General features: G+C 63.1%; 17 protein-coding genes. 7 read left to right on the top strand and 10 right to left on the bottom strand.

The features are described 5' to 3' along the window. Nucleotides 1–88 precede the first annotated feature (88 nt). From clpX to secA, 4 genes are all read right to left on the bottom strand, one after another. A complete protein-coding gene (gene clpX / locus A3OO_RS0116450) occupies nucleotides 89–1354 on the bottom strand; it encodes an ATP-dependent Clp protease ATP-binding subunit ClpX (protein ID WP_018408942.1) in 1266 nt (421 codons plus the stop codon). Nucleotides 1355–1585: 231 nt separating this feature from the next. Then, nucleotides 1586–2806 (bottom strand): 6-phosphofructokinase, encoded by a 1221-nt coding sequence (locus A3OO_RS0116445; protein ID WP_018408941.1) that lies wholly within the window; start codon nucleotides 2804–2806, stop codon nucleotides 1586–1588. Nucleotides 2807–2856: 50 nt separating this feature from the next. Next, entirely contained in the window at nucleotides 2857–3303 is a 447-nt protein-coding gene (locus tag A3OO_RS0116440) for a surface-adhesin E family protein (RefSeq protein ID WP_018408940.1), read from the bottom strand. A gap of 19 nt (nucleotides 3304–3322) precedes the next feature. Further along, on the bottom strand, nucleotides 3323–6145 hold the full coding sequence (secA, locus tag A3OO_RS0116435) for a preprotein translocase subunit SecA (protein ID WP_018408939.1): 2823 nt from the start codon (nucleotides 6143–6145) through the stop codon (nucleotides 3323–3325). A gap of 347 nt (nucleotides 6146–6492) precedes the next feature. Between secA and A3OO_RS0116425 the strand changes: the two genes are divergently transcribed. Next, nucleotides 6493–6786: a hypothetical protein gene (locus tag A3OO_RS0116425; protein WP_018408937.1), complete on the top strand. Its 294-nt coding sequence runs from the start codon at nucleotides 6493–6495 to the stop codon at nucleotides 6784–6786. A 43-nt stretch (nucleotides 6787–6829) separates the two neighbouring features. Then, nucleotides 6830–7246, top strand: coding sequence for a DUF1036 domain-containing protein (locus A3OO_RS0116420; protein WP_018408936.1), 417 nt, complete (start codon nucleotides 6830–6832; stop codon nucleotides 7244–7246). A gap of 4 nt (nucleotides 7247–7250) precedes the next feature. Here A3OO_RS0116420 and A3OO_RS0116415 read toward each other — a convergent pair whose 3' ends face one another. Next, entirely contained in the window at nucleotides 7251–8219 is a 969-nt protein-coding gene (locus tag A3OO_RS0116415; protein ID WP_245257178.1) for a polysaccharide deacetylase family protein, read from the bottom strand. A gap of 9 nt (nucleotides 8220–8228) precedes the next feature. On the opposite strand from A3OO_RS0116415, the gene A3OO_RS0116410 reads away from it, so the two are divergent. Both A3OO_RS0116410 and A3OO_RS0116405 read left to right on the top strand, forming a co-directional pair. Beyond that, the gene (locus A3OO_RS0116410) at nucleotides 8229–8660 is read left to right on the top strand and encodes a GNAT family N-acetyltransferase (RefSeq protein WP_018408934.1); all 432 of its coding nucleotides are present in this window, start codon (nucleotides 8229–8231) and stop codon (nucleotides 8658–8660) included. Nucleotides 8661–8665: 5 nt separating this feature from the next. Further along, entirely contained in the window at nucleotides 8666–9649 is a 984-nt protein-coding gene (locus tag A3OO_RS0116405) for a zinc-dependent alcohol dehydrogenase family protein (RefSeq protein ID WP_026223072.1), read from the top strand. A 154-nt stretch (nucleotides 9650–9803) separates the two neighbouring features. Here the strand turns inward: A3OO_RS0116405 and A3OO_RS0116400 are convergent, their stop codons facing one another. The 3 genes from A3OO_RS0116400 to A3OO_RS0116390 form a co-directional block, all read right to left on the bottom strand. Next, a complete protein-coding gene (locus tag A3OO_RS0116400; RefSeq protein ID WP_018408932.1) occupies nucleotides 9804–11309 on the bottom strand; it encodes a bifunctional aminoglycoside phosphotransferase/ATP-binding protein in 1506 nt (501 codons plus the stop codon). Nucleotides 11310–11390: 81 nt separating this feature from the next. Then, nucleotides 11391–11633 (bottom strand): DUF2312 domain-containing protein, encoded by a 243-nt coding sequence (locus tag A3OO_RS0116395; protein WP_026223071.1) that lies wholly within the window; start codon nucleotides 11631–11633, stop codon nucleotides 11391–11393. Nucleotides 11634–11728: 95 nt separating this feature from the next. Next, nucleotides 11729–14260, bottom strand: a complete 2532-nt coding sequence (locus A3OO_RS0116390) for a DUF2235 domain-containing protein (RefSeq protein WP_018408930.1) — start codon at nucleotides 14258–14260, stop codon at nucleotides 11729–11731. A 206-nt stretch (nucleotides 14261–14466) separates the two neighbouring features. Between A3OO_RS0116390 and A3OO_RS0116385 the strand changes: the two genes are divergently transcribed. From A3OO_RS0116385 to A3OO_RS0116375, 3 genes are all read left to right on the top strand, one after another. Beyond that, the gene (locus tag A3OO_RS0116385) at nucleotides 14467–14910 is read left to right on the top strand and encodes an RDD family protein (RefSeq protein WP_026223070.1); all 444 of its coding nucleotides are present in this window, start codon (nucleotides 14467–14469) and stop codon (nucleotides 14908–14910) included. Between the two features lie 85 nt (nucleotides 14911–14995). Continuing rightward, nucleotides 14996–15727, top strand: coding sequence for an arginyltransferase (locus A3OO_RS0116380; protein WP_018408928.1), 732 nt, complete (start codon nucleotides 14996–14998; stop codon nucleotides 15725–15727). 179 nt (nucleotides 15728–15906) lie between these two features. Next, complete coding sequence (locus A3OO_RS0116375) at nucleotides 15907–17256, top strand: L,D-transpeptidase family protein (RefSeq protein WP_026223069.1); 1350 nt, start codon at nucleotides 15907–15909, stop codon at nucleotides 17254–17256. Nucleotides 17257–17265: 9 nt separating this feature from the next. On the opposite strand, the gene A3OO_RS0116370 is transcribed toward A3OO_RS0116375, so the two are convergent. Both A3OO_RS0116370 and A3OO_RS0116365 read right to left on the bottom strand, forming a co-directional pair. Then, nucleotides 17266–17688 carry a hypothetical protein gene (locus A3OO_RS0116370; RefSeq protein ID WP_018408926.1) on the bottom strand — a complete coding sequence of 141 codons (423 nt, stop codon included), beginning with the start codon at nucleotides 17686–17688 and terminating at the stop codon, nucleotides 17266–17268. Next, nucleotides 17685–19550 carry a methylmalonyl-CoA mutase family protein gene (locus A3OO_RS0116365; RefSeq protein ID WP_018408925.1) on the bottom strand — a complete coding sequence of 622 codons (1866 nt, stop codon included), beginning with the start codon at nucleotides 19548–19550 and terminating at the stop codon, nucleotides 17685–17687. The genes A3OO_RS0116370 and A3OO_RS0116365 overlap by 4 nt, the downstream gene beginning before the upstream one ends. Nucleotides 19551–19574: the final 24 nt, after the last annotated feature.

Below are 19574 nucleotides of genomic sequence, written 5' to 3'. Positions count from 1 at the left end.
ACGCGAATAATCGATTCAAGGCGCTGCGGCGCCCAAGCATAAACCTGCGCCCGGCGTCGCCGCCGCCTAGCCGCTTCGTCTTCGCGCGTCAGGCGCTCGTGCCGCTCTTTTCGCTGCGTTCGGCGTAAATATAGAGCGGCCGGGCTTTGCCCTCGACGACTTCTGGTCCGATCACAACCTGTTCGACTCCCTCCAGACCTGGCAGATCGAACATCGTGTCTAGCAAGATTCCTTCCATGATCGAGCGCAGGCCACGCGCGCCGGTATGGCGTTCGATCGCCTTGCGCGCGACGGACGAAAGAGCGTCGTCCTGGAAGGTGAGCTCGACGTTTTCCATCTCGAAGAGTCGCTGATACTGCTTGACCAGCGCGTTCTTGGGCTCGGTGAGGATCCGCTTGAGCGCGTCCTCGTCGAGATCCTCGAGCGTCGCAATGACCGGCAGACGGCCGACGAATTCGGGGATGAGCCCAAATTTCAGCAGGTCTTCCGGCTGCACTTGCCTAAAAATGTCGCCGGTGCGCCGTTCGTCGGGCGACTGCACGGTGGCGGCGAAGCCGATCGAGGTGTTGCGTCCGCGGGAGGAGATGATCTTTTCAAGCCCGGCGAAAGCGCCGCCACAGATGAACAGGATGTTCGTCGTGTCGACCTGCAGGAACTCCTGCTGCGGATGCTTGCGGCCGCCTTGGGGCGGCACGGAGGCGACGGTGCCCTCCATGATCTTCAACAGCGCCTGCTGCACGCCTTCGCCCGAAACGTCGCGGGTGATCGAAGGATTGTCGGACTTGCGCGAAATCTTGTCGATTTCGTCGACATAGACGATGCCGCGCTGGGCGCGCTCGACGTTGTAGTCCGACGCCTGGAGAAGCTTGAGAATGATGTTTTCGACGTCCTCGCCGACGTAGCCCGCTTCGGTCAGGGTCGTGGCGTCGGCCATGGTGAACGGAACATCCAGGATGCGCGCCAGAGTCTGCGCCAGCATGGTCTTGCCGACGCCGGTCGGTCCGATCAGCAGAATGTTGGACTTCGCCAGTTCCACGTCGCCATGCTTGGTCGCATGGTTGAGGCGCTTGTAATGGTTGTGGACCGCCACCGAGAGCACGCGCTTGGCTTGCGACTGGCCGATGACATAGTCGTCTAGAACCTTACAAATCTCGCGCGGGGTCGGAATGCCGTCGCGCTGCTTGACCAGCGAGGACTTGTTCTCCTCGCGGATGATGTCCATGCACAGTTCGACGCATTCATCGCAGATGAACACCGTCGGTCCGGCGATGAGCTTACGGACCTCGTGCTGGCTCTTGCCGCAAAAGGAGCAGTAAAGCGTGTTCTTGGAATCGCCGCCGCCGACTTTGCTCATATTGCTCTCCTATCGGGCCGGCCTGCCGGGCGAATCGGCCCGAACACCTGTGTAACCGGCGCCAAACTAACAAAAAGTGGAAGCGGCTGGCGTGCCCGTTCCCATCCAGTTTCGGTCGTCAGCGACGAGCGCCCGAGAACCATGACTAGTTAGTGTATTTTACACGACGGCCAAATTGCAACCTTCGCCGGAAACTCTGTCGAAGCAAGAAAGGCGCCCTCGCCGGCAGGCTCAGGCGGTAAGGATCTTGGGAACCCGATTCAGCCGCAGCCGATAGGCGTCCGGCATGCCGCTTCCTAGCAAGGGGCGCAGATACATCCGGAAGGCGTCGGTGACGTCCGTGCCGCAGGGGCTAATGTATTCGTCAGGCATGACTTTTGTCTTCGCGGCGATCTCTTCAAGTGGCGTCAACTGATAATCGACCGAATAAAAGCCGGTCCGGTGGATCGTCACCGAGCCGTCGCGATCGCCCCAAATGGCGTATTGCACGGCCTTTTCGCCGACCTCGCGGGCCTCGCGCTGGTCGACGTCGGAAACGCAGCCGACGAAGCTCCTTTGCACATAGCCGAACGTATCGGCCCGCACCCGCTTGAATCCGAGCCGGTCCTTCACGAGGCGGGTAAGTTCGTCGGCCAGCGCGCCGCCGCCAAGATGGACATTGCCGTGATCGTCGCGCTCCACCGCCTTGGCGAGCTTTTCGGCGATGGGGGTATGGTTTTCGTCGCAGACGCCTTCTGACACCGCGACGACGCAGCGGCCGTATTTCGTCATCGTCGCCTTAACGTCGGCGAGGAACTTGTCGATGATGAAGGCGCGCTCAGGGATGTAGATGAGATGCGGGCCGTCGTCGGGGAATTTCTTGCCGAGCGCCGAGGCGGCGGTCAAAAAGCCCGCGTGCCGGCCCATGACGATGGCGATATACACCCCGGGGAGAGCCCAATTGTCGAGATTGGCGCCGGCGAACGCCTGCGCCACCCAGCGCGCCGCCGAGGGAAAGCCCGGCGTGTGGTCATTGACCATCAGATCGTTGTCGATGGTTTTTGGAATGTGCACCGTCCGCAGCGGATAGCCGGCGCTTTGGGCCTCCTGCGAGACGATGCGCACCGTGTCCGAGGAATCATTGCCGCCGATATAGAAAAAGCAGCCGACCCCATGCGCGCGCAGGACGCGGAAGATTTCCTGACAATATTTGAGATCCGGCTTGTCGCGCGTCGAGCCGAGCGCCGAAGACGGCGTGCAGGCGACGAGCTCGAGATTATGAGTCGTCTCCTGCGTAAGGTCGACGAAATCCTCGTTGACGATGCCGCGAACGCCGTGGAAGGCGCCATAAACCCGCTCGACCTCGCGAAATTTGCGGGACTCCAGCACGGCGCCGACGAGCGACTGATTGATGACGGCGGTGGGGCCGCCGCCCTGAGCGACGAGCACTTTAGAAAAATCAATGGCGGTCACGACAAGCTCCTGGAAATCCGCGGCGCTTCAACCGCGCTGCGCTTATATTCTCAGGCGTGAGGCGGTTCAAATCGATCCGGCCGCTCATCCGAGGTCGTGCGCGCGCAGACTTTGGCGAAGAGTCCATCGTAATAGGGCGGCACCGGCGACCATTCGTCTTTCGGCGGATAGGGCTTGGTGATCTTTCCTTCGCCCATCTGACCCTGCCGCCAGCCGCCGCCCTCGGACCTGTATTTCCGATTGGCGCAATCGAGCGACACTTTCTCGATTTCCGACAGCCCCTTTTCGGCAAGGCCGAACGCCGCGGCTTTTGGCGAGGCGGCGTTGTAATCGGTGAGCGCGTCGACCGTGACGAACCCATCGGGCGACGTCCGTCGCGAGCCGGCGTCCATATAGACGGTCGAGAAATCGTCCTTGGAGACCTGCACCCACTCGGCGCGGGCCGATGCGGAAGACGCCAGCGTCGACAGGAGAGCCGAGACGCTGATCTTCCACATCGCTGTCCGCATCCTCGGCTTAGACAAGAGCGCCGTGGCAATGCTTGTATTTCTTACCCGAGCCGCAAGGGCAGGGCTCATTGCGGCCCACCTTGCCCCAAGTGGCGGGATTGTTCGCGTCGCGTGCAGCGGGCGCCTCGCTGACCGCGAGCCCGCGCGCCGAGAAATCGGCCCCCGCGAGACGCGTATTGAGATCATCGAGCGCAAGCTGCGCGCCGCCGCCGATCAGCGCCTCGGGATTTGGATGCGACATTTCCATCGGCGGCAGCTCCGGCGGCGCGGAAGGAGGCGCCTCGAAGGACACTTCGACGCGCATCAGTTGCGTGGTCACCGCTTCGTCCCAGCGCGTCATCAGGCCTTTGAAGAGCTCGAGCGCTTCGGACTTGTACTCGTTAAGCGGGTCGCGCTGCGCCAGGCCGCGCCAGCCGATCACCTGACGAAGGTGGTCGAGCGCGACGAGATGTTCGCGCCACAGCGTATCGAGAGACTGCAGGACGACCTGCTTCTCGATCATGCGCATCAGCGGCTCGGTGTTCTTTTCAACGCGCTCGGCGTAAGCGGCGTCGGCCGCCTCGAGCAGGCGCTCCTTGAGCTCCTCGTCGGCGATGCCTTCTTCCTTCGCCCAGTCGGCGACCGGCAGATCGAGATTGAGCTTCGTTTTGACGTCTTCCGCCAGCCCGTTAACGTCCCAGGCCTCGGCGTAGGCGTCATGCGGAATGTGCTGCGACACCATCGCGTCGACCACGTCGGCGCGCATGTCTGCGGTCTGCTCCTCGACGCTCTCCTCATCCATGATTTCGCGCCGGCGCTCGAAGATCACCTTGCGCTGGTCGTTCATGACGTTGTCGAACTTGAGGATGTTCTTGCGGATGTCGAAGTTGCGCGCCTCGACCTTATGCTGCGCCTTCTCGATCGCCTTGTTGATCCACGGATGGACGATGGCTTCGCCCTCCTGCAGGCCGAGCTTCACCAGCATCGAGTCCATGCGCTCGGAGCCGAAGATGCGCATGAGATCGTCCTGCAGCGACAGGAAGAATTTCGAGCGGCCGGGGTCGCCCTGACGTCCGGAACGGCCGCGCAGCTGATTGTCGATGCGCCGGCTCTCGTGGCGCTCGGTGCCGATGATGTAAAGGCCGCCGGCGGCGATCGCCTTCTCTTTAAAGTCCGCGACTTCCTCGCGAATCTCCGCTTCCTTCTTGGCGCGCTCGTCGCCCTCGAGGCCGGCGCATTCCTGCGTCACGCGCATCTCGACGTTGCCGCCCAGCTGAATGTCGGTGCCGCGGCCGGCCATATTGGTGGCGATGGTGATCGCGCCGGGCACGCCGGCTTCCGCGACGATATAAGCTTCCTGCTCGTGGAAGCGCGCATTGAGCACCGCGAAAAGCTTCGACGGCTTGCCGGAGCGCGCCGCCGCATAGAGTCCCGTCAGCCCCTTGGGATCGGCGAAGTCGATCATCTTGTAGCCCTGCGTCAGCAGGAATTCCGCAAGCTGCTCCGACTTCTCGATCGACGTGGTGCCGACCAGAAGCGGCTGCATCCGCCCGTTGGCGTCCTGGATCTCGGCGGCGATCGCGCCGAGCTTTTCCTTGGCGGTGCGATAGACCTCATCATCCTCGTCGAGACGGCAGACCGGGCGGTTGGTCGGAATTTCGACGACGTCCAGCTTGTAGATTTCGGCGAATTCATTCGCCTCGGTGGCCGCCGTGCCGGTCATGCCGGCGAGCTTGCCGTAGAGACGAAAGTAATTTTGGAAGGTGATCGACGCGAGTGTGACGTTTTCAGGCTGAACCTGAACGTGCTCCTTCGCCTCGAGGGCCTGATGCAGGCCTTCCGAATAGCGGCGGCCCGGCATCATGCGGCCGGTGAATTCGTCGATGATGACCACCTCGCCCTTGCGGACGATGTAATCCTTGTCCTTTTGGAAGAGCTTATGCGCGCGCAGCGCCTGATTGACGTGATGCACGAGCGTCACGTTGTGCGCTTCGTAAAGCGCGCCTTCGGTCAGCGCGCCGGCCTCGGTCAGCAACTCTTCCATATGCTCATTGCCGGCGTCGGTCAGATGAACCGTGCGCTGCTTCTCGTCGAGTTCGAAGTCGTCGGCGTTGAGCTTGGGGACCAGCTTGTCGATCGTGTTGTAAAGATCGGATTTGTCGTCGATGGCGCCCGAGATGATGAGCGGCGTGCGCGCCTCGTCGATCAGGATCGAGTCGACTTCGTCGACGATCGCGTAATTATGTCCGCGCTGAACCATCTGCGAGAACTCATATTTCATATTGTCGCGCAGATAGTCGAAGCCGAATTCGTTGTTGGTGCCGTAGGTGATGTCGCAAGCGTAGGCGGCGGCGCGATCCTCGTCCATGAGGTCATGCACCACGACCCCGACGCTCATGCCGAGGAATCTGTAGATCTGCCCCATCCATTCGGAGTCGCGCTTGGCGAGATAGTCGTTCACCGTGACGACATGGACGCCTTTGCCGGCGAGCGCGTTGAGATAGACGGCGAGCGTGGCGACGAGAGTCTTGCCTTCGCCCGTGCGCATCTCCGAAATCGCGCCTTCGTGCAGCACCATGCCGCCGATGAGCTGGACGTCGAAATGGCGTTGCCCGAGGGTGCGCTTGGCCGCCTCGCGCACCGTGGCGAAAGCGGGAACGAGCAGATCGTCGAGCGACTTGCCGGCGGCGTGCTCTTCGCGGAACTGGCGGGTGCGATCCCGTAGCTCATCATCGGTCAGCGCTTCGACGTCCGCCTCCAGGGCGTTGATCGCGTTGACCTTCGGCGCGTAGGTCTTAAGCCGGCGATCATTCGCCGTGCCGAAAATCTTCTTGGCGAGTGCGCCGATCATTCTTGCGAACCTTTCTCCCGCGCAGCGTCTGCCGCCTTCTCGGCGCGCCGGGGAATGGCGGCCGGCGGAACGTCACATAATGCATGAATAACATCCGCCTGCGCCATCGCGCCAACGGCGGGGCGCCAGGATCGACGCGGCATTTTCCGCCGGAGAGATAAGAGCCGCCGGAAACCTTGTCAATGTAAGGGATTTTCTCGCGACGCCATGTGGATCAGGGCTGACCCCCATCGCCTGAGGGTAAGCCAAACGGACGTTGACGGCGGTCAGCGCTGCGCCTAGCGTCGCTTGATCAATCGTTTTTATGGTCGCGCGTTCATATTCGGAACAGAATTAAGGAGGTCCCATTGGCACGTCCTCATTATACGTTTTTCGCCGCTCTTGGCGCCGCAATTTTTCTTGGCGGCGCGACGGCGGAGGCTCAGCGCCGAACCCCTCCTGAAGCCGGTGTGAGCCCGACGGAGCACTTCGGCGACAAGGCGCCTCCCAAGGAAGAAGCCGCGCCGCAGAGCAAGAAGCCCGTCTCCGGCGAGGAGGACGCCCGGCCGGGCGTCGGCGACGTTTCCAAAGAGCCGCAAGTTCCCACCAAGGCGCGGTCCATTCGCCGCGACCCTGCGGCCCAGCCCACGCCCAAGCCTTAACTCTTTTCAGTCGCGCCCGCGCATTTTCGCAGGGGAGGGGACCATGCGCAGATTTTTGATCTTATTGGCCACGCTCAGCATCGTCTGTGCACCCAGCGCCGCTCAGGCCTGGTTCAAGTTCCGCAACACCACCAAAGCCACGGTGTGGGTTTCATTTCTTTGGTATTCGCCGGGCTGTTCGGACGGCGGCGACTGGACGAAAAAGGGGTGGTGGAAATTGGAGCCGGGCCAGACGAAAACCGTCTTTGGCAAAGATCTGCAGAGCGTCAACACCTACTATTATTGGTACGCCGAGTCGAACGACGGCGCTGTGTGGAGCGGCCCTTTCAATACATGCGTGCCGCAGAGCGCCTACGAGTGGTGCATCAACACCTGTTGCTCGCCGACATGCCGGACGGTCGGCTTCCGCGAGAAATATATCGGCAGCTACAATAATTACACGATCAACCTCGTCAAATAGGGGCTCATGGAGCCTCATTGATGGGGCGTAGGGGCAACGGCATAACGCCCGTCTGCATCAGCCGCAAAAACAGCCTTAAGCCCACCGGCTCATTTCCGTTCGGGTGCACGAGCACGATCGAGCCGGGGCGGGGCCTTAGGCCGAGCGCCAGCCAGGAATCGGCGCCGAGCGCGACGAGATGCCGGCTGCGGACGTTCTCCAGCAGCGCGGCGTCGGCGACAAGACCCGGAAAGCGGAAAAAAACCGACGGCGTTTCGCCTTGGGCGATGATGAGCTTTTCGGTCTCGAAAATCTCGCTATCGACGTCCACGCCCGGCCGCAGGAAGTAATTCCGACCGTCAGGAAGGCGGCGAACATAGGGATGGCTGTAGGAGTGGTTGGCCCAGGCGATGTCGAGCGCGCCGCTGCGCGTCTTCTCGCGCAGCCAGGCGAAGTCGGCGCCGTGGCGGGCGATCCAGCCGCCGGAGACGGCGAGCATCACGGGCGTGCGCGGCCCCTGCGCGGCGAGTTCTTCGAAAAAGGCGCGGTCCAGCGGCTTGCGGCTCGGGCAGAGGTCGCCGGTTACAAAGGCGCCGTCGCCGGCGCCGTGAATGAGGCCGGCGTTGACGAGGGCCGGCGGACGCGTTGGATCATCTGGCGGATGCAGCGCCTTGAGATAGCGAGTCCCGGCTTGCGCCGCATCGGTCGTCTCCTCGCAGCGCCAGCATGCCGCCCGCTCCAGCGACGTCTGCAGCGATTGCGGGTCGACCGTCAGGATCAAGGGCGTCCCGTCGACGTTCATCTGTCGGATGGCCAGCCGCGACGCCCCCTCTTTGGCGCAGAGGTCGAAAATCGGCGCATAGGCGCGCACTCGCTCGCGAGTCGGCGGACCTCCGGGCGTGATCTCGACCGGAGCGCAGGCGCTGTCTTCGCCGCGCGCCGTTGCGGCGCCGGCGACGCACGCCCACAATAGCAAACCGAATACCCGTCTCACGGCGCGATCATGATCAAAAAGGAAGACATTGAGAAGATCGCCCTTTCGGTCGAGTCGGCGGAGTCGGGCGAGCTTGCGGCAATGCTCGGCGAGGAGATTGCGCGCCAGTTCGGCCCGCGCGACGAAACGCCCCTCTGCATCACGGCGCGTGACGCGCAGGAGACCCTCATCGCCGGGCTGAACGGCGTCTGCCACTGGCGCTGGCTTTACGTTCGTCATCTTTGGGTTGATGCGCCGCAACGTGGGCGCGGCTGGGGGCGCCGGCTGATGGCGGAGGCCGAGCGGCTGGCCAAAGACCGCGGCTGCGTCGGCATCTATGTCGACACATTCGATCCGCAGGCCGCCGCGTTCTATGAAGATATCGGATTTGCGCGCGCGGGCGAGATCGTCGGTTTTCCGCCTGGACATCAGCGGCTGTTTTTCAGGAAATCGCTGGAATGACAAATATGAGGGCGATGATCCTGGGGCGGCCGAACACGCCGCTGATCATGGAGGAGCGATCCCTCCCGCGCCCGGGAGCCGGAGACGTGCGGCTCAAGGTCGAGGCCTGCGGCGTTTGCCGCACTGATCTCCATGTCGTCGACGGCGAACTGACCCAGCCGAAGCTTCCGATCGTTCCGGGCCACGAAATTGTCGGGCGCGTTGACGCGATCGGTCCTGGCGTGACCGGTTTCTCGCTTGGACAGCGGGTCGGCGTTCCCTGGCTTGGCCACACCTGCGGGCATTGCCCCTACTGTCTGAGCGCCCGCGAAAATCTGTGCGACGATCCGCTCTTCACCGGCTACACGCGCGATGGCGGCTATGCGTCTCACGCCGTAGCCGATGCATCTTACTGCTTCCCGCTGCCGGAGACTGGCGATCCGGCGACGCTCGCGCCGCTGCTCTGCGCGGGCCTCATCGGCTGGCGCACGTTGAAGATGGCGGGTCCGGCGGAAGCGATCGGCATCTACGGCTTCGGCGCCGCCGCCCATATCATCGCCCAGGTCGCGATCGCCCAAGGCAAGCGCGTGCATGCATTCGTTCGGCCCGGCGATCAGGCGGCGGCCGATTTCGCACTGTCGCTTGGCGCCGCGACGGCGCAGGATTCCAACGCGCCCTCGCCGGAGCCGCTCGACGCCGCGCTGATCTTTGCGCCGGTCGGCGCGCTCGTCCCGCGCGCGCTCGCCGCCACGAAAAAAGGCGGCGCGGTCGTTTGCGGCGGCATTCACATGAGCGACATTCCGAGCTTTCCCTACGCACTGCTCTGGGAGGAGCGTCGACTGCTTTCGGTCGCCAATCTCACGCGCGAAGACGCGCGCGAGTTCCTTGCGCTGGCGCCGACGATTCCGCTGAACATGCATGCGACGCGCTATCCTCTGGCGCGGGCGAATGAAGCGCTCGCCGATCTGCGCGAAGGTCGACTGCAAGGAGCGGCGGTGCTCATTCCGTAAGCCGTGATCGCTTGCGCGCTCCACAATGATAGGCGTTTGCCGATTGTCATTCCCGGCAGGCCGAAGGCCTGACCGGGAATCCAGAGCAATGGCATGAGTGATGGGTTTCGTTCTGGATTCCCGATCGCGCGCTTGGCGCGCGTCGGGAATGACATCACAGTTTGGCGGCTTGCGACGACGACTTCAAAGCATTCTCGATCTCAGCGGCGAGGGTCGCCGCATTTTTCGACGCGTCGATCTTGAACCATTCGATTTCGCCGGTCGGCTTCTCCATCTGCGCTTCGAGCACGTCGCGGGTGGCGTCCGACACGTCGTTGACGCGCGCATCGACGCGCGCCGCGCGTTGGTCGAGATCGAGGTCGAGCCAGACGCCAAGAAACGGCGCGCGCGCAATCTCGGCCGCGGCTCTTATCGCTTCGCGATCTTGCGAGCGATCGAAGACGGCGTCGACGATGACGGGCCAGCCGCGCGCGGCCATTCGCGCCGCGACATCTAACATCTCGCCATAGACCTGCGCCGACACGGCGCTCGCGTAGGCCTCCTGCGGAAGACGCGCGGTCGGCGCGACGCCGAAGAGCCGTTTGCGAATGCGATCGCTGTTGATGACGCGCGCGCCGGGCGGACATCCGATGACGGGCGCAAGCGCCGCGGCGACGCTCGATTTTCCTGACCCGCTGAGACCTCCGATTGCAATGACGGCGGCTTTGGCCGGCGCGAGCAGCGTCATCGCGAGATCGAAGTAGAGGCGCGCGCGTTCGGCGTTGTGTTGCGACGCCTCGACATGCGCGCGGATGGCGGCGCGCAGCGACATGAAGAAGGGAAGCAGCGGCAGTCCGTCGGTTTCGTCGCGCGCGTCGAGATAGCGGTTCAACGCCAGATTGGCGCAGCCAAATGCGCCGACGCGCCAGAGATCCATCAGCAGGAAGCTGACGTCGTACAGCACGTCGATCGTTGCGATCTCGTCGTCGAACTCTAGGCAGTCGAAGAGCGTCGGCGCGCCTTCGAACAGACAGATATTGCGGAGCGTCAGATCGCCATGGCAGCGGCGCACCTTGCCCCGCGCCTTTCGAGCGTCGAGAAGCGCGCTTTGCGCGTCGAGCGCTCCGTTGAGGCGCGCGACAAGCACATCGATTTGCTCTGCGCTTGCTGGCGCCGCGTTGCGCAAGCTCAAAGCCGTATCGTCCAGAGTCCGGCGCATCGCCGCCGCGCCGCCCTTTTCATCGTTCGGCCTGGTTTCGTCGTGGGTCTTGGCGACTAGACGCGCAAGTGCCTCCACCATCGCTTGCGTCAGGCGGCGGTCTTTCGCAATCTGTTCGAAGAGGTCTTGGTCGGCGAAGCGCCGCATGACGACCACGGCGTCGATCATCTCGCCCGCGCCGTCGAGCGCCAGCCGCCCATCCGCCTCGCGGGTCACGCGATGTGCGCCGAGATAAAGTTCGGGCGCGAAGCTTGTATTGAGCGCCGCTTCACGCGCGCACATCTCCCATCGGCGGCTCGGCGTCGAGAAGTCGAGATAGGGGAAGCGCACCGCTTTCTTCAGCTTATAGGCGTGCGTTCCGCAGAGCGCGACGACCGAAATGTGAGTCGTGACGATTCTCTCCGCGCCGCCCTCGAGCGAGGCGAGAAAGCGCACGACTTCATCCTGCGCGCCAAAATCCATGTGGGGGTCTCGAACTTGCGTCCGCTGATGCCGCGCATGAGGCGAGCCCCAGCGGCCAGTCCTTTTTGCGAGTGACTGAGCCTATTCCATCCCGAGCGCGGAAAGATAGAGGTCGAGGATTTCTTCCTCTTCCTCCCGCTTGTGTTTATCCAGACGGCGCAGCGATACGATCTTGCGCATCACCTTGGGGTCGAACCCGGTCCCTTTCGCTTCCGCGTAGACGTCCTTGATGTCGTCGCTGATCGCACGCTTTTCCTCCTCGAGCTTCTCGATCCGCTCGATGAAGGCGCGCAAATGTCCGCCGTCGACGGCGTTGCTGGTCATGTGCAATTCCCGAGGCTGCTCCGGGCGGGCGGGGCGCGCGCCGGCTGGGCGAGCCTTGCGACAAACCGGCGGCGCTCGTCAAGGCGGCAGGGCCACTAATCCCCGAATTCCGCAGGCAGGGGTTCAATCTTGATCTGCGCTTTGCCGACATTATTGCCATAGGTGTGGCGTAGATTGCCGTCGGAGTTCTTCTGCCCGAACATCGCCGCAACCGGAATGAAGCCCGTGTAGGCGTCGTTGACATAGAGGAAGAGTTCGCCGTCCGCTGGCGACTTGAAGCGCACGGTCATGTTATTCCTCGGCGAGCCGTTGACGAAGGGAAAATACGGTTCTCCGGGAATAAGATCGAAGCCGCTTGGACCTACTTGCAGAATCGGCTTCATCCATGGCTCGCTCATCACGCGTTTGATCCCGAGCCCCATCAGAAAAAAACCAATTTTCTGGTCGAGTGAGAGGTCGTCGCGCTTGAGGCCGCCCAGATTGGCGGGAAGCGTCGCATCTTTCCAGTCTTGCTCGATCGTGAAAGTCGCGGCGTAATAGCGGCCCTTTTCCAGCATGCGGCCCGTGGCGGTGCAGGGTCGATCAACAAAAAAGTCCAAAGTCGCTTCTCTTGACAGGCCTTCGGTCGTCGGGGAGCCTTGACACACCTCGCCTTGAGAGGCGCGGTAATGGAAATAGAGGCGATCGAGGAGAAAGAGAGCGGCGAGAGCGACGACTGCGAATAAAGCGCTGGGCGCCGCGACATTGGAGGCGAAACGCCAAGCGCTGTTGGCGAGCCTCGAATTCAAAAGGACAGTGGCGATTGGATCCCAAAACCGACGGGCCAGCACGCCCTGCGACGCACGCGTTGTCATATGCCACGCAAAGCGGGAACGATCGGCGATCGTGCGTCTCAAACGCCCGCCCCACCAGAACGAAAGGCTAAACAGCAGAAGCAACAGGCCCGCGCCCAGCGGGTATTGTCGAAAAGCGTCGAGCCATGGCGACAGGAAACCGGGAAGGTAGCCGGCCACAAAGCCAACGATCCAGTCGAAAAACCTTGTAAAGGGATTGTTCAGGTCGGGCTCTCGTCGATCAAGCAAGGGCATCAATAAGAGTAGGATGAGCGACAAGATCGTGACCTGATAGGAAACGCGTCGCCAGAAGACCGCGCATTTGACGAGGTCGAGCGCCTCCTGTGTAGGCGGCTTCAATCTGTCCACAAGTTCCGCCAGCCCAGCCATTCTCGCATGTGTTCCGGCGTGTTCGCCATTCGCGAATCTGCCTTGGCGCGACCCCGCGTCCGCCGTGAAATCAATAAACGCCTTAGGGCGTCCCGTATTGTCGACGACATCGAACTGCTGCGGGAGCGCGATTGGCGCATAGCCTTCAAACCGCAGCGCCATTCTGTAGATCACACTCTCATGGATCAAAGGCCGCGGCGGGGGAACGGCAGCTATTGCCGCGGAGCCCTTCTGGCGTTTTCTTAGCGTAAGCTGACGGGCTTGCTTTAAAATCTCTGGTATATCCCGCGGCTTATACCTGTAGAGCGCATTTAGCCCGCTGCGCGAATCGTAACTCTGTCCAAAGGCGGTCGCTTTAGCGACCACGTCTTTCCTGAAGGCGTCGAGAAAAACCACGCCCTGCTTTTCCGCTTCGATCATGATCCAGCGCAGAGGGAGAATGGCTTGGCTATCGTCGGGGTATCCGCCTCCGACGTTTGCGTGAACGCCGGCGAACCAGATTTGCTGGCTGCGTTCGCAGACGTCCTGATGAGCCTTGTCTTCCGCTTGCTCTCGGCTCACTCCGCTTTCGACGAGCTTGTCGATGAGCTCACTGCGCTGACGCGCGGCTTCGTGACGCACGTCCGCATCGTCGAAAGGGATCGGAGTGAATGCGTCTCGCTCATCGTCGATTGAAAGGGCATGACGCGTGAAACGGACAATCGGCAGCAGATCATAACTGCTGAAGGTCAGAGGAAAGATGAATTTGTCGATGAAGACCCTCAGCTCTTCGACCGGCATGCCATAGGCGCCGACCGTATCCCATAAGCCTAGGAAGTCGATCGCGTCGACCTGACGGTTCTTGCCACGATCGTAGCGGTCCTCATTGCGGTCGAGAAAGGAGATCACGACTTTATCGCGAAACCAGCGCCAGATATTTTCGATTCTGAGAATGGTGTGAAAATGTTGTGCTCGGAACTGCTGATAGGCGCGCTCGGCCAGCCTATTGAGTTCCGCTTCCGAATCCGCGTTGACCGGGAGGCCTTCAGAAGCCACGAGGCCGATGAGCACGCGGATGGTGAAGGCGCCGCGGCTGAAGCCAAAACAGGCTATCTTAGGGGGATAGAGTTTTCCGCCAGACGTTTCGCTGGGCGGCAGATCCAGCGTCTGCATCGCGTCACGGTAATGACGCGTAAGAAATTTGTAGAGATCTAGCACATTGCGCTTCAGCCCGAAGCCGAAAGCGCCGGCGAGGGCGGCGAGCCAGCGATGCTGTGACGAGCCCACACCGTCGTCGTAATAGGCAATTTGACCTTTGTCGGGCGTCATGTCGAGCGCGGCATAGAGGCGAAAGACATTCGTCTTAAATGGCGACGCCGAGCTGTTACCCGTTCCGTCCGAAAAGAGGACGATCGTCTTAAACATATTCCACTCCAAAAGTTTTGCGAATTCAAGGAAGAAGCTACGCTCACGGCGCGAGGAGAGGCAAGCTCGTTTCGCGTGTTTCGCACGATATCCACCCCGAGCGGCGCACTTGAAACCGGCCTTAAGGTCGCCGATCTTTGGCGGGCCACCAGAAAGGCCGTAAATTGATGACCGAGCGGGATCCCTTTTCCAGTCGCGAGCGCCCGATGGCCCCAATCGGGGCGCGCGCCGCGCCTTACATTCCGCCACAGGCGCTCGAGGGCGTCCGCACGCGCCGCATCATCGCGGTCACGCTCGATTTGATTCTCGTCGCCAGCATGTCGGCGGCGCTGTTCGTCGCCCTCTTCATCCTCAGCGCCGGATTGTCTGCATTCATCCTGCCGCCTCTGTTCCCGATCGTCGCCTTTTTTTACAACGGTCTGACAGTGTCGGGACGGAGAATGGCGACGCCCGGCATGGCCTTCATGGACCTGGAGATGCGCACCATGGAAGGAGAGCCGGTGCCGTTTCTGCAGGCGGCCGTCCATGCCGTGCTGTTTTATGTCACCTGGCTATTCCCGCCGCTGCTGCTCGTTTCGCTTTTTGCAGGCGACAAGCGCTGCCTTCACGACATGCTCGCGGACGTTATCGTTTTACGGCGCTCGTCTTAAAATCCGCAACTTCGACGCCGCAAATCTCCGTTGGCGCACGCCACATGGGCGCTCTAGATTAGTTTTGAATCTGGGATCTTAGAGCGTGACGAAAGAGCCGCGCGACGCGCCGCAATTCTATCTGACCTCTCCGGCGCCGTGCCCCTATTTGCCGGGCCGCGAGGAGCGGAAGGTCTTTACGCATCTGATCGGGCTGCGCGCGCCCGCGCTCAACGACACGCTGACGCAATCCGGCTTCCGTCGCTCGCAGACCATCGCCTACCGCCCCGCTTGCGAGCAGTGCCGAGCCTGCGTCTCGGTGCGAGTCAAGATCGACGAATTCACGCCGTCGCGGGGCATGCGCCGCGTCCGCCGGCGTAACGCCGAGCTTGTCGCCGAAACACGGCCGGCGCGGGCGACGCATGAGCAATACGCCTTGTTTCGCCGCTACGTCAGCGCCCGCCATTCCGACGGCGGCATGGCCGACATGAGCATGATCGACTATCAGATGATGATCGAAGACAGCCACGTCGACACGCGGCTCGTCGAATATCGTCTCGCCCAAGGCAATGGCGAGATTGGCGCGCTGGTCGCCTGCTGCTTGACCGACCGGCTCTCGGACGGGCTGTCGATGGTCTATTCCTTCTATGAGCCTGAACTCGAGCACAGATCACTAGGGGCCTTCATGATTCTGGATCATGCGGAGCGCGCCCGCGCCTTTGGTCTGCCGCATGTGTACCTTGGCTATTGGGTCGAAGGTTCGCGCAAAATGGAATATAAGTCGCGCTTCCTGCCTCAAGAGCGCCTGGGCATGAGCGGCTGGGTCCGCGTGGGCTAGCCGGTAGGAGTGGGAGCCAAGGCTGGGCGGCGGCCGTTCGCCGCTCGCCGGCAGGCCACAAAATCGCCGGACTATTCGCGCCTTGTTAACGCCGAAGATGCACAACTCGATCGAAAGAGCCGGCGCGGTCCTCTAGGCGGCGTCGTCTTTCGGCTTGACCGCCGGAGCATGCTCCGGCGATGCGATTGGAGCGATCTGTGCGAGAATCCGCAATTATCCAGTTTGCCCGCGGCGCGGCGCTCGTCCTTGCCGCAGTGGCCCTCACGCCTGCCTCAGCCGCCTGGGACCAGGACGGACAGGCAGAGTGGGCGCAGCGCTATGACGCCGACGCCCGTCTGACCGTATCGCGCTCGACGACCCCTATCCTGTCCACTCATACGGTGGCCGCCACGGAAGCGGCGATCGAGCGTTTGCGCGAAATCGCGGCCAATGGCGGCTGGCCACAGGTGCCGGGCGGCCAACAGCTGCGGCTGGGGTCGAACAGTCCGGCGGTCTCGGCGTTACGCCGCAGGCTGATCGTCTCCGGCGACATTGGGGCCGAAACCGGCGCGAGCCCGGTGTTCGACTCCTATGTCGAAGCGGCGGTGCGCCGGTTCCAGGCGCGCCACGGCATCATATCGACCGGCGTCGTCAATCAGCAGACCGTTCAGGCGATGAATGTGCCGGCTGAGACCCGGCTGAAGCAGCTCGAGACCAATTTGGTGCGTCTGCGCAGTTTTTCGCACGACCTCGGCAACCGCTACGTCACCGCCAACATCCCCGCCGCTTCGGTGGAGACAGTCGAGAACGGCGAGGTCGTCACCCATCACATGGCCGGCGTCGGCAAGATCGACCGCCAGTCGCCGGTGATGCAGACCAAGGCGATCCAGGTCAATTTCAATCCGTTCTGGACCGTGCCGGCGTCGGTGATCCGCAAGGATTTGATCCCCAAGATGCAGGCGGATCCAAACTATCTCAACGCCAATCACATCCGCGTCTACAGTAAAGACAATCAGGAGCTGCAGCCCGAGCAGATCAATTGGCGCTCACTCGACGCGCTCAATTTCCGCTTCCGCCAGGACATTGGCGGCGACTTCAACTCGCTTGGAGTCGTGCGCATCGATATCGCTAATCCCTACGGCGTTTACATGCACGACACGCCCGCTAAAGGCGTTTTTGGCGATGACTTCCGCTTCGTCTCATCGGGCTGCATCCGGCTTCAGAACGTTCGCGACTATGTCGCCTGGCTCCTGAAGGAGACGCCCGGCTGGGACCGCGACCATATTGACCAGGTCATCGCCTCCGGCGAACGCGTGGACGTCAAGATCACGCCCGCCGTGCCGGTCTACTGGGTCTATATTACGGCATGGGCGGCGCCGGACGGCGTCACCCAGTTCCGCGATGACATCTACCAGCGCGACGGGCTCGGCGTGCGGTCCGCCGGGGCCGATTCGCCGGCGCCGACGGTGGTGCAGGCGGCGCGTCCGGTGCGCGGCGAAGGGTTGTTCCCGAGCGACGACGACAGCTACTTCGAGGAGCGTACCCGGTAAACTGCGGCCCTATTGCGCCGCCGCGGCGCTGCGCGAGGCGCGCCAGGTTCCGCCGCAAAGGTCGGTGGACGATGACCAAGGGCCGGCGCCCCTGCCGCCCCGCAGCGTTCCGTGGAAGCGCACGACCCGCTCGCCGTCGCCGGTGAATCGCGCGACGATTGTGCCTTCCTCGTCGACATAGCCCCAAAAAGAGGCGGCCGGCCCCGGCGCTGCGGCGATTTTATTGCCGACGATGTCGAAAGACGGCGGAATGAGACTGCGACACTCTCCGACGGTCGTCGTCGCTTCGATGTTCCATCTGCCGTTTGGATCGCCGACCGGGCCGGACAGGGCTCGTTCGTTGTCCGGCTGCGCCTTTTGGCCCCGCGGCTGCTTGGCGGACGCTCCCTGGGCCGCCACGCAGAGCGCAAGCGCTAACGCTAAAATTCTCATTTGGCCTCCGAAAGCGCGCGCCGCAGCGCGCCGTGCATGTCGCAACCCGCGTAGATAAACCCCGTCACGCCCGCATGGCGCAGACGCTCCTCGAGTTCGCCCGGCCGGCCGGCGAGATAAAGCCCAGCGCCTGCGCCCTTTAGCGCCAGCGCCGCCGTTTCCGCCGAGTCTCCGTAGATCCTGTCGGATGAACAGAGGCAAGCGAGTTTGGCGCCAGACTCCCGGTAGGCGTCGACCAATTCGGTCGTGGACTCGGTTTCGGGTCCAAAAACCGCTTCGACGCCGCCGGCCTCGAAAAAATTCTTGGCGAAATTCGCCCGCGCGGTGAATGCGGCGACGGGCCCGAGATTTGCGAGGAAAATCTTCGGGCGATCGCCCAACTGCGCGAGGCTGACGTCCGACTCTTCACGCAGCCGCTCGAAAGGCTCGGCGAGACGGCGCGGCGCGAGCGGAGCGCTCATTCGCGCGCCCGTTGGCGGCTCAACCGTTTCAGCCGCAGCGTCATAAGGCGCGAGCACGTCGAGCGCGCCCTCGTGAATGTCGGGAAACTGGTTCGCGCCGATGAGCTTATCCTTGGCGCGCCCGACGTTCTTCGCCCGCAACGCGGCGGCTTCGGCGACGCCCGCCTGAAAGACTCCCGTCTCCAATGCTGTGGGTAGGCCGCCGTCGGCCTCGATCTGCTGAAAAAGTCCCCACGCCCGCGCGCACAGCGCGTCGGTCAGCGCCTCGAAGCCGCCCGCGCCGCTCGTCGGATCGTCGACGGCGTCGATATGCGATTCGTCCTGCAGCACGAGCTGGGTGTCTCGCGCCAGCCGCCGCGCAAATTCGTCGGGGGCGCCGAGCGCCTGAGTGAAGGGGAGGACGGAGACGGCGTCGGCGCCGCCGATCGCCGCTGAGAACGCGGCGAGCGTCCCGCGCAGAATATTGTTCCACGGGTCACGCCGCGACATCATCCGCCACGCCGTCTCGGCGAAGACCAGCGCTGGCTTGGGAGAGAGGCCGCAGGCCTCTTCAACGCGCGCCCAAAGGCGCCGCGCGGCGCGGAATTTCGCGACTCCCAGCAGTTCGTCGGCGTCCGCGCAGAATCGGAACGCGATCAGGCCGCGCGCTGCGTCGAGGTCGACTCCGGCGTCCGCCAGCGCCCGCAAATAGGCGAGCGCTGACGAGAGCGCGAAAGCCAGCTCCTGCGACTCGGTCCCGCCCGCCGAATGCACGACGCGGGCGTCGGCGATCGCGGTCGCGTAGACGAAGCCGGCGCCGGCGGCCGCCTTCACGTCCCGCGCGAAGCCCTTGGAGACTTGCGCCCAGGGCTCCGCAGCGAATCCGTGCCGCGCCTGCGCGCCCAGCGGATCGAAGCCCATCGAGACGCGGGTGAGCGACGGTTCAATATGTTGGCGGTCGACGAAACGCATGAGCGCCTGCGCGGCGCCTGGCGCGCGCGGCGACGAGTCGAGCGTCAGCGGAATGCCATAGTCGAGGCGAACATTGGCGAGCGCGTGAGCGATCGCATCATCATCATCGCCGACGAGCCCCCCGCCATAGGCGCCGATCGAGCCGGCGAAGACGAGATGCAGTCCGTCGGCGCCGCCGTCGAGGTCCTGCAGCGCCAAGCGGTTGGCGGCGTCAGCGTTCGGCACGTCGACGCGCGCGAGAATCGCCCAGCGGCCGGGGTTTTTGCGCAGGACCGGGAATGGCGAACACGCGGCGCGGGCGTAGATGGGCTCGAGGGAAAGCCCGTCATAGCTCTTAGAGACGAGCGTTTCGAAGGACGCGCCTTTGAGCGCCCGCTCAACAAGGGCGCGCCACTGCGCGTCAGTGGCCTGCGGAAAGACCCCCGCCAGCGCCGTCTCCTGTCCCGTCATGTTCGCTGTCGCCCTCCGTTGTTT

The organism is Methylocystis rosea SV97 (assembly GCF_000372845.1).
GTDB lineage: Bacteria > Pseudomonadota > Alphaproteobacteria > Rhizobiales > Beijerinckiaceae > Methylocystis > Methylocystis rosea.
Note: the sequence above shows the minus strand (reverse complement) of the source record. Positions and strands in the feature narration are given on the sequence as shown.

What these genes read in the sequence shown, in the direction of transcription:
- A3OO_RS0116375 (WP_026223069.1), top strand. Translation starts at nt 15,907, where the DNA reads ATGCGATTGGAGCGATCTGTGCGAGAATCCGCAATTATCCAGTTTGCC.
- clpX (WP_018408942.1), bottom strand. Translation starts at nt 1,354, where the DNA reads ATGAGCAAAGTCGGCGGCGGCGATTCCAAGAACACGCTTTACTGCTCC.
- A3OO_RS0116390 (WP_018408930.1), bottom strand. Translation starts at nt 14,260, where the DNA reads ATGTTTAAGACGATCGTCCTCTTTTCGGACGGAACGGGTAACAGCTCG.
- A3OO_RS0116440 (WP_018408940.1), bottom strand. Translation starts at nt 3,303, where the DNA reads ATGTGGAAGATCAGCGTCTCGGCTCTCCTGTCGACGCTGGCGTCTTCC.
- A3OO_RS0116410 (WP_018408934.1), top strand. Translation starts at nt 8,229, where the DNA reads ATGATCAAAAAGGAAGACATTGAGAAGATCGCCCTTTCGGTCGAGTCG.
- A3OO_RS0116365 (WP_018408925.1), bottom strand. Translation starts at nt 19,550, where the DNA reads ATGACGGGACAGGAGACGGCGCTGGCGGGGGTCTTTCCGCAGGCCACT.
- A3OO_RS0116420 (WP_018408936.1), top strand. Translation starts at nt 6,830, where the DNA reads ATGCGCAGATTTTTGATCTTATTGGCCACGCTCAGCATCGTCTGTGCA.
- A3OO_RS0116370 (WP_018408926.1), bottom strand. Translation starts at nt 17,688, where the DNA reads ATGAGAATTTTAGCGTTAGCGCTTGCGCTCTGCGTGGCGGCCCAGGGA.
- A3OO_RS0116400 (WP_018408932.1), bottom strand. Translation starts at nt 11,309, where the DNA reads ATGGATTTTGGCGCGCAGGATGAAGTCGTGCGCTTTCTCGCCTCGCTC.
- A3OO_RS0116385 (WP_026223070.1), top strand. Translation starts at nt 14,467, where the DNA reads ATGGCCCCAATCGGGGCGCGCGCCGCGCCTTACATTCCGCCACAGGCG.
- A3OO_RS0116405 (WP_026223072.1), top strand. Translation starts at nt 8,666, where the DNA reads ATGAGGGCGATGATCCTGGGGCGGCCGAACACGCCGCTGATCATGGAG.
- A3OO_RS0116395 (WP_026223071.1), bottom strand. Translation starts at nt 11,633, where the DNA reads ATGACCAGCAACGCCGTCGACGGCGGACATTTGCGCGCCTTCATCGAG.
- secA (WP_018408939.1), bottom strand. Translation starts at nt 6,145, where the DNA reads ATGATCGGCGCACTCGCCAAGAAGATTTTCGGCACGGCGAATGATCGC.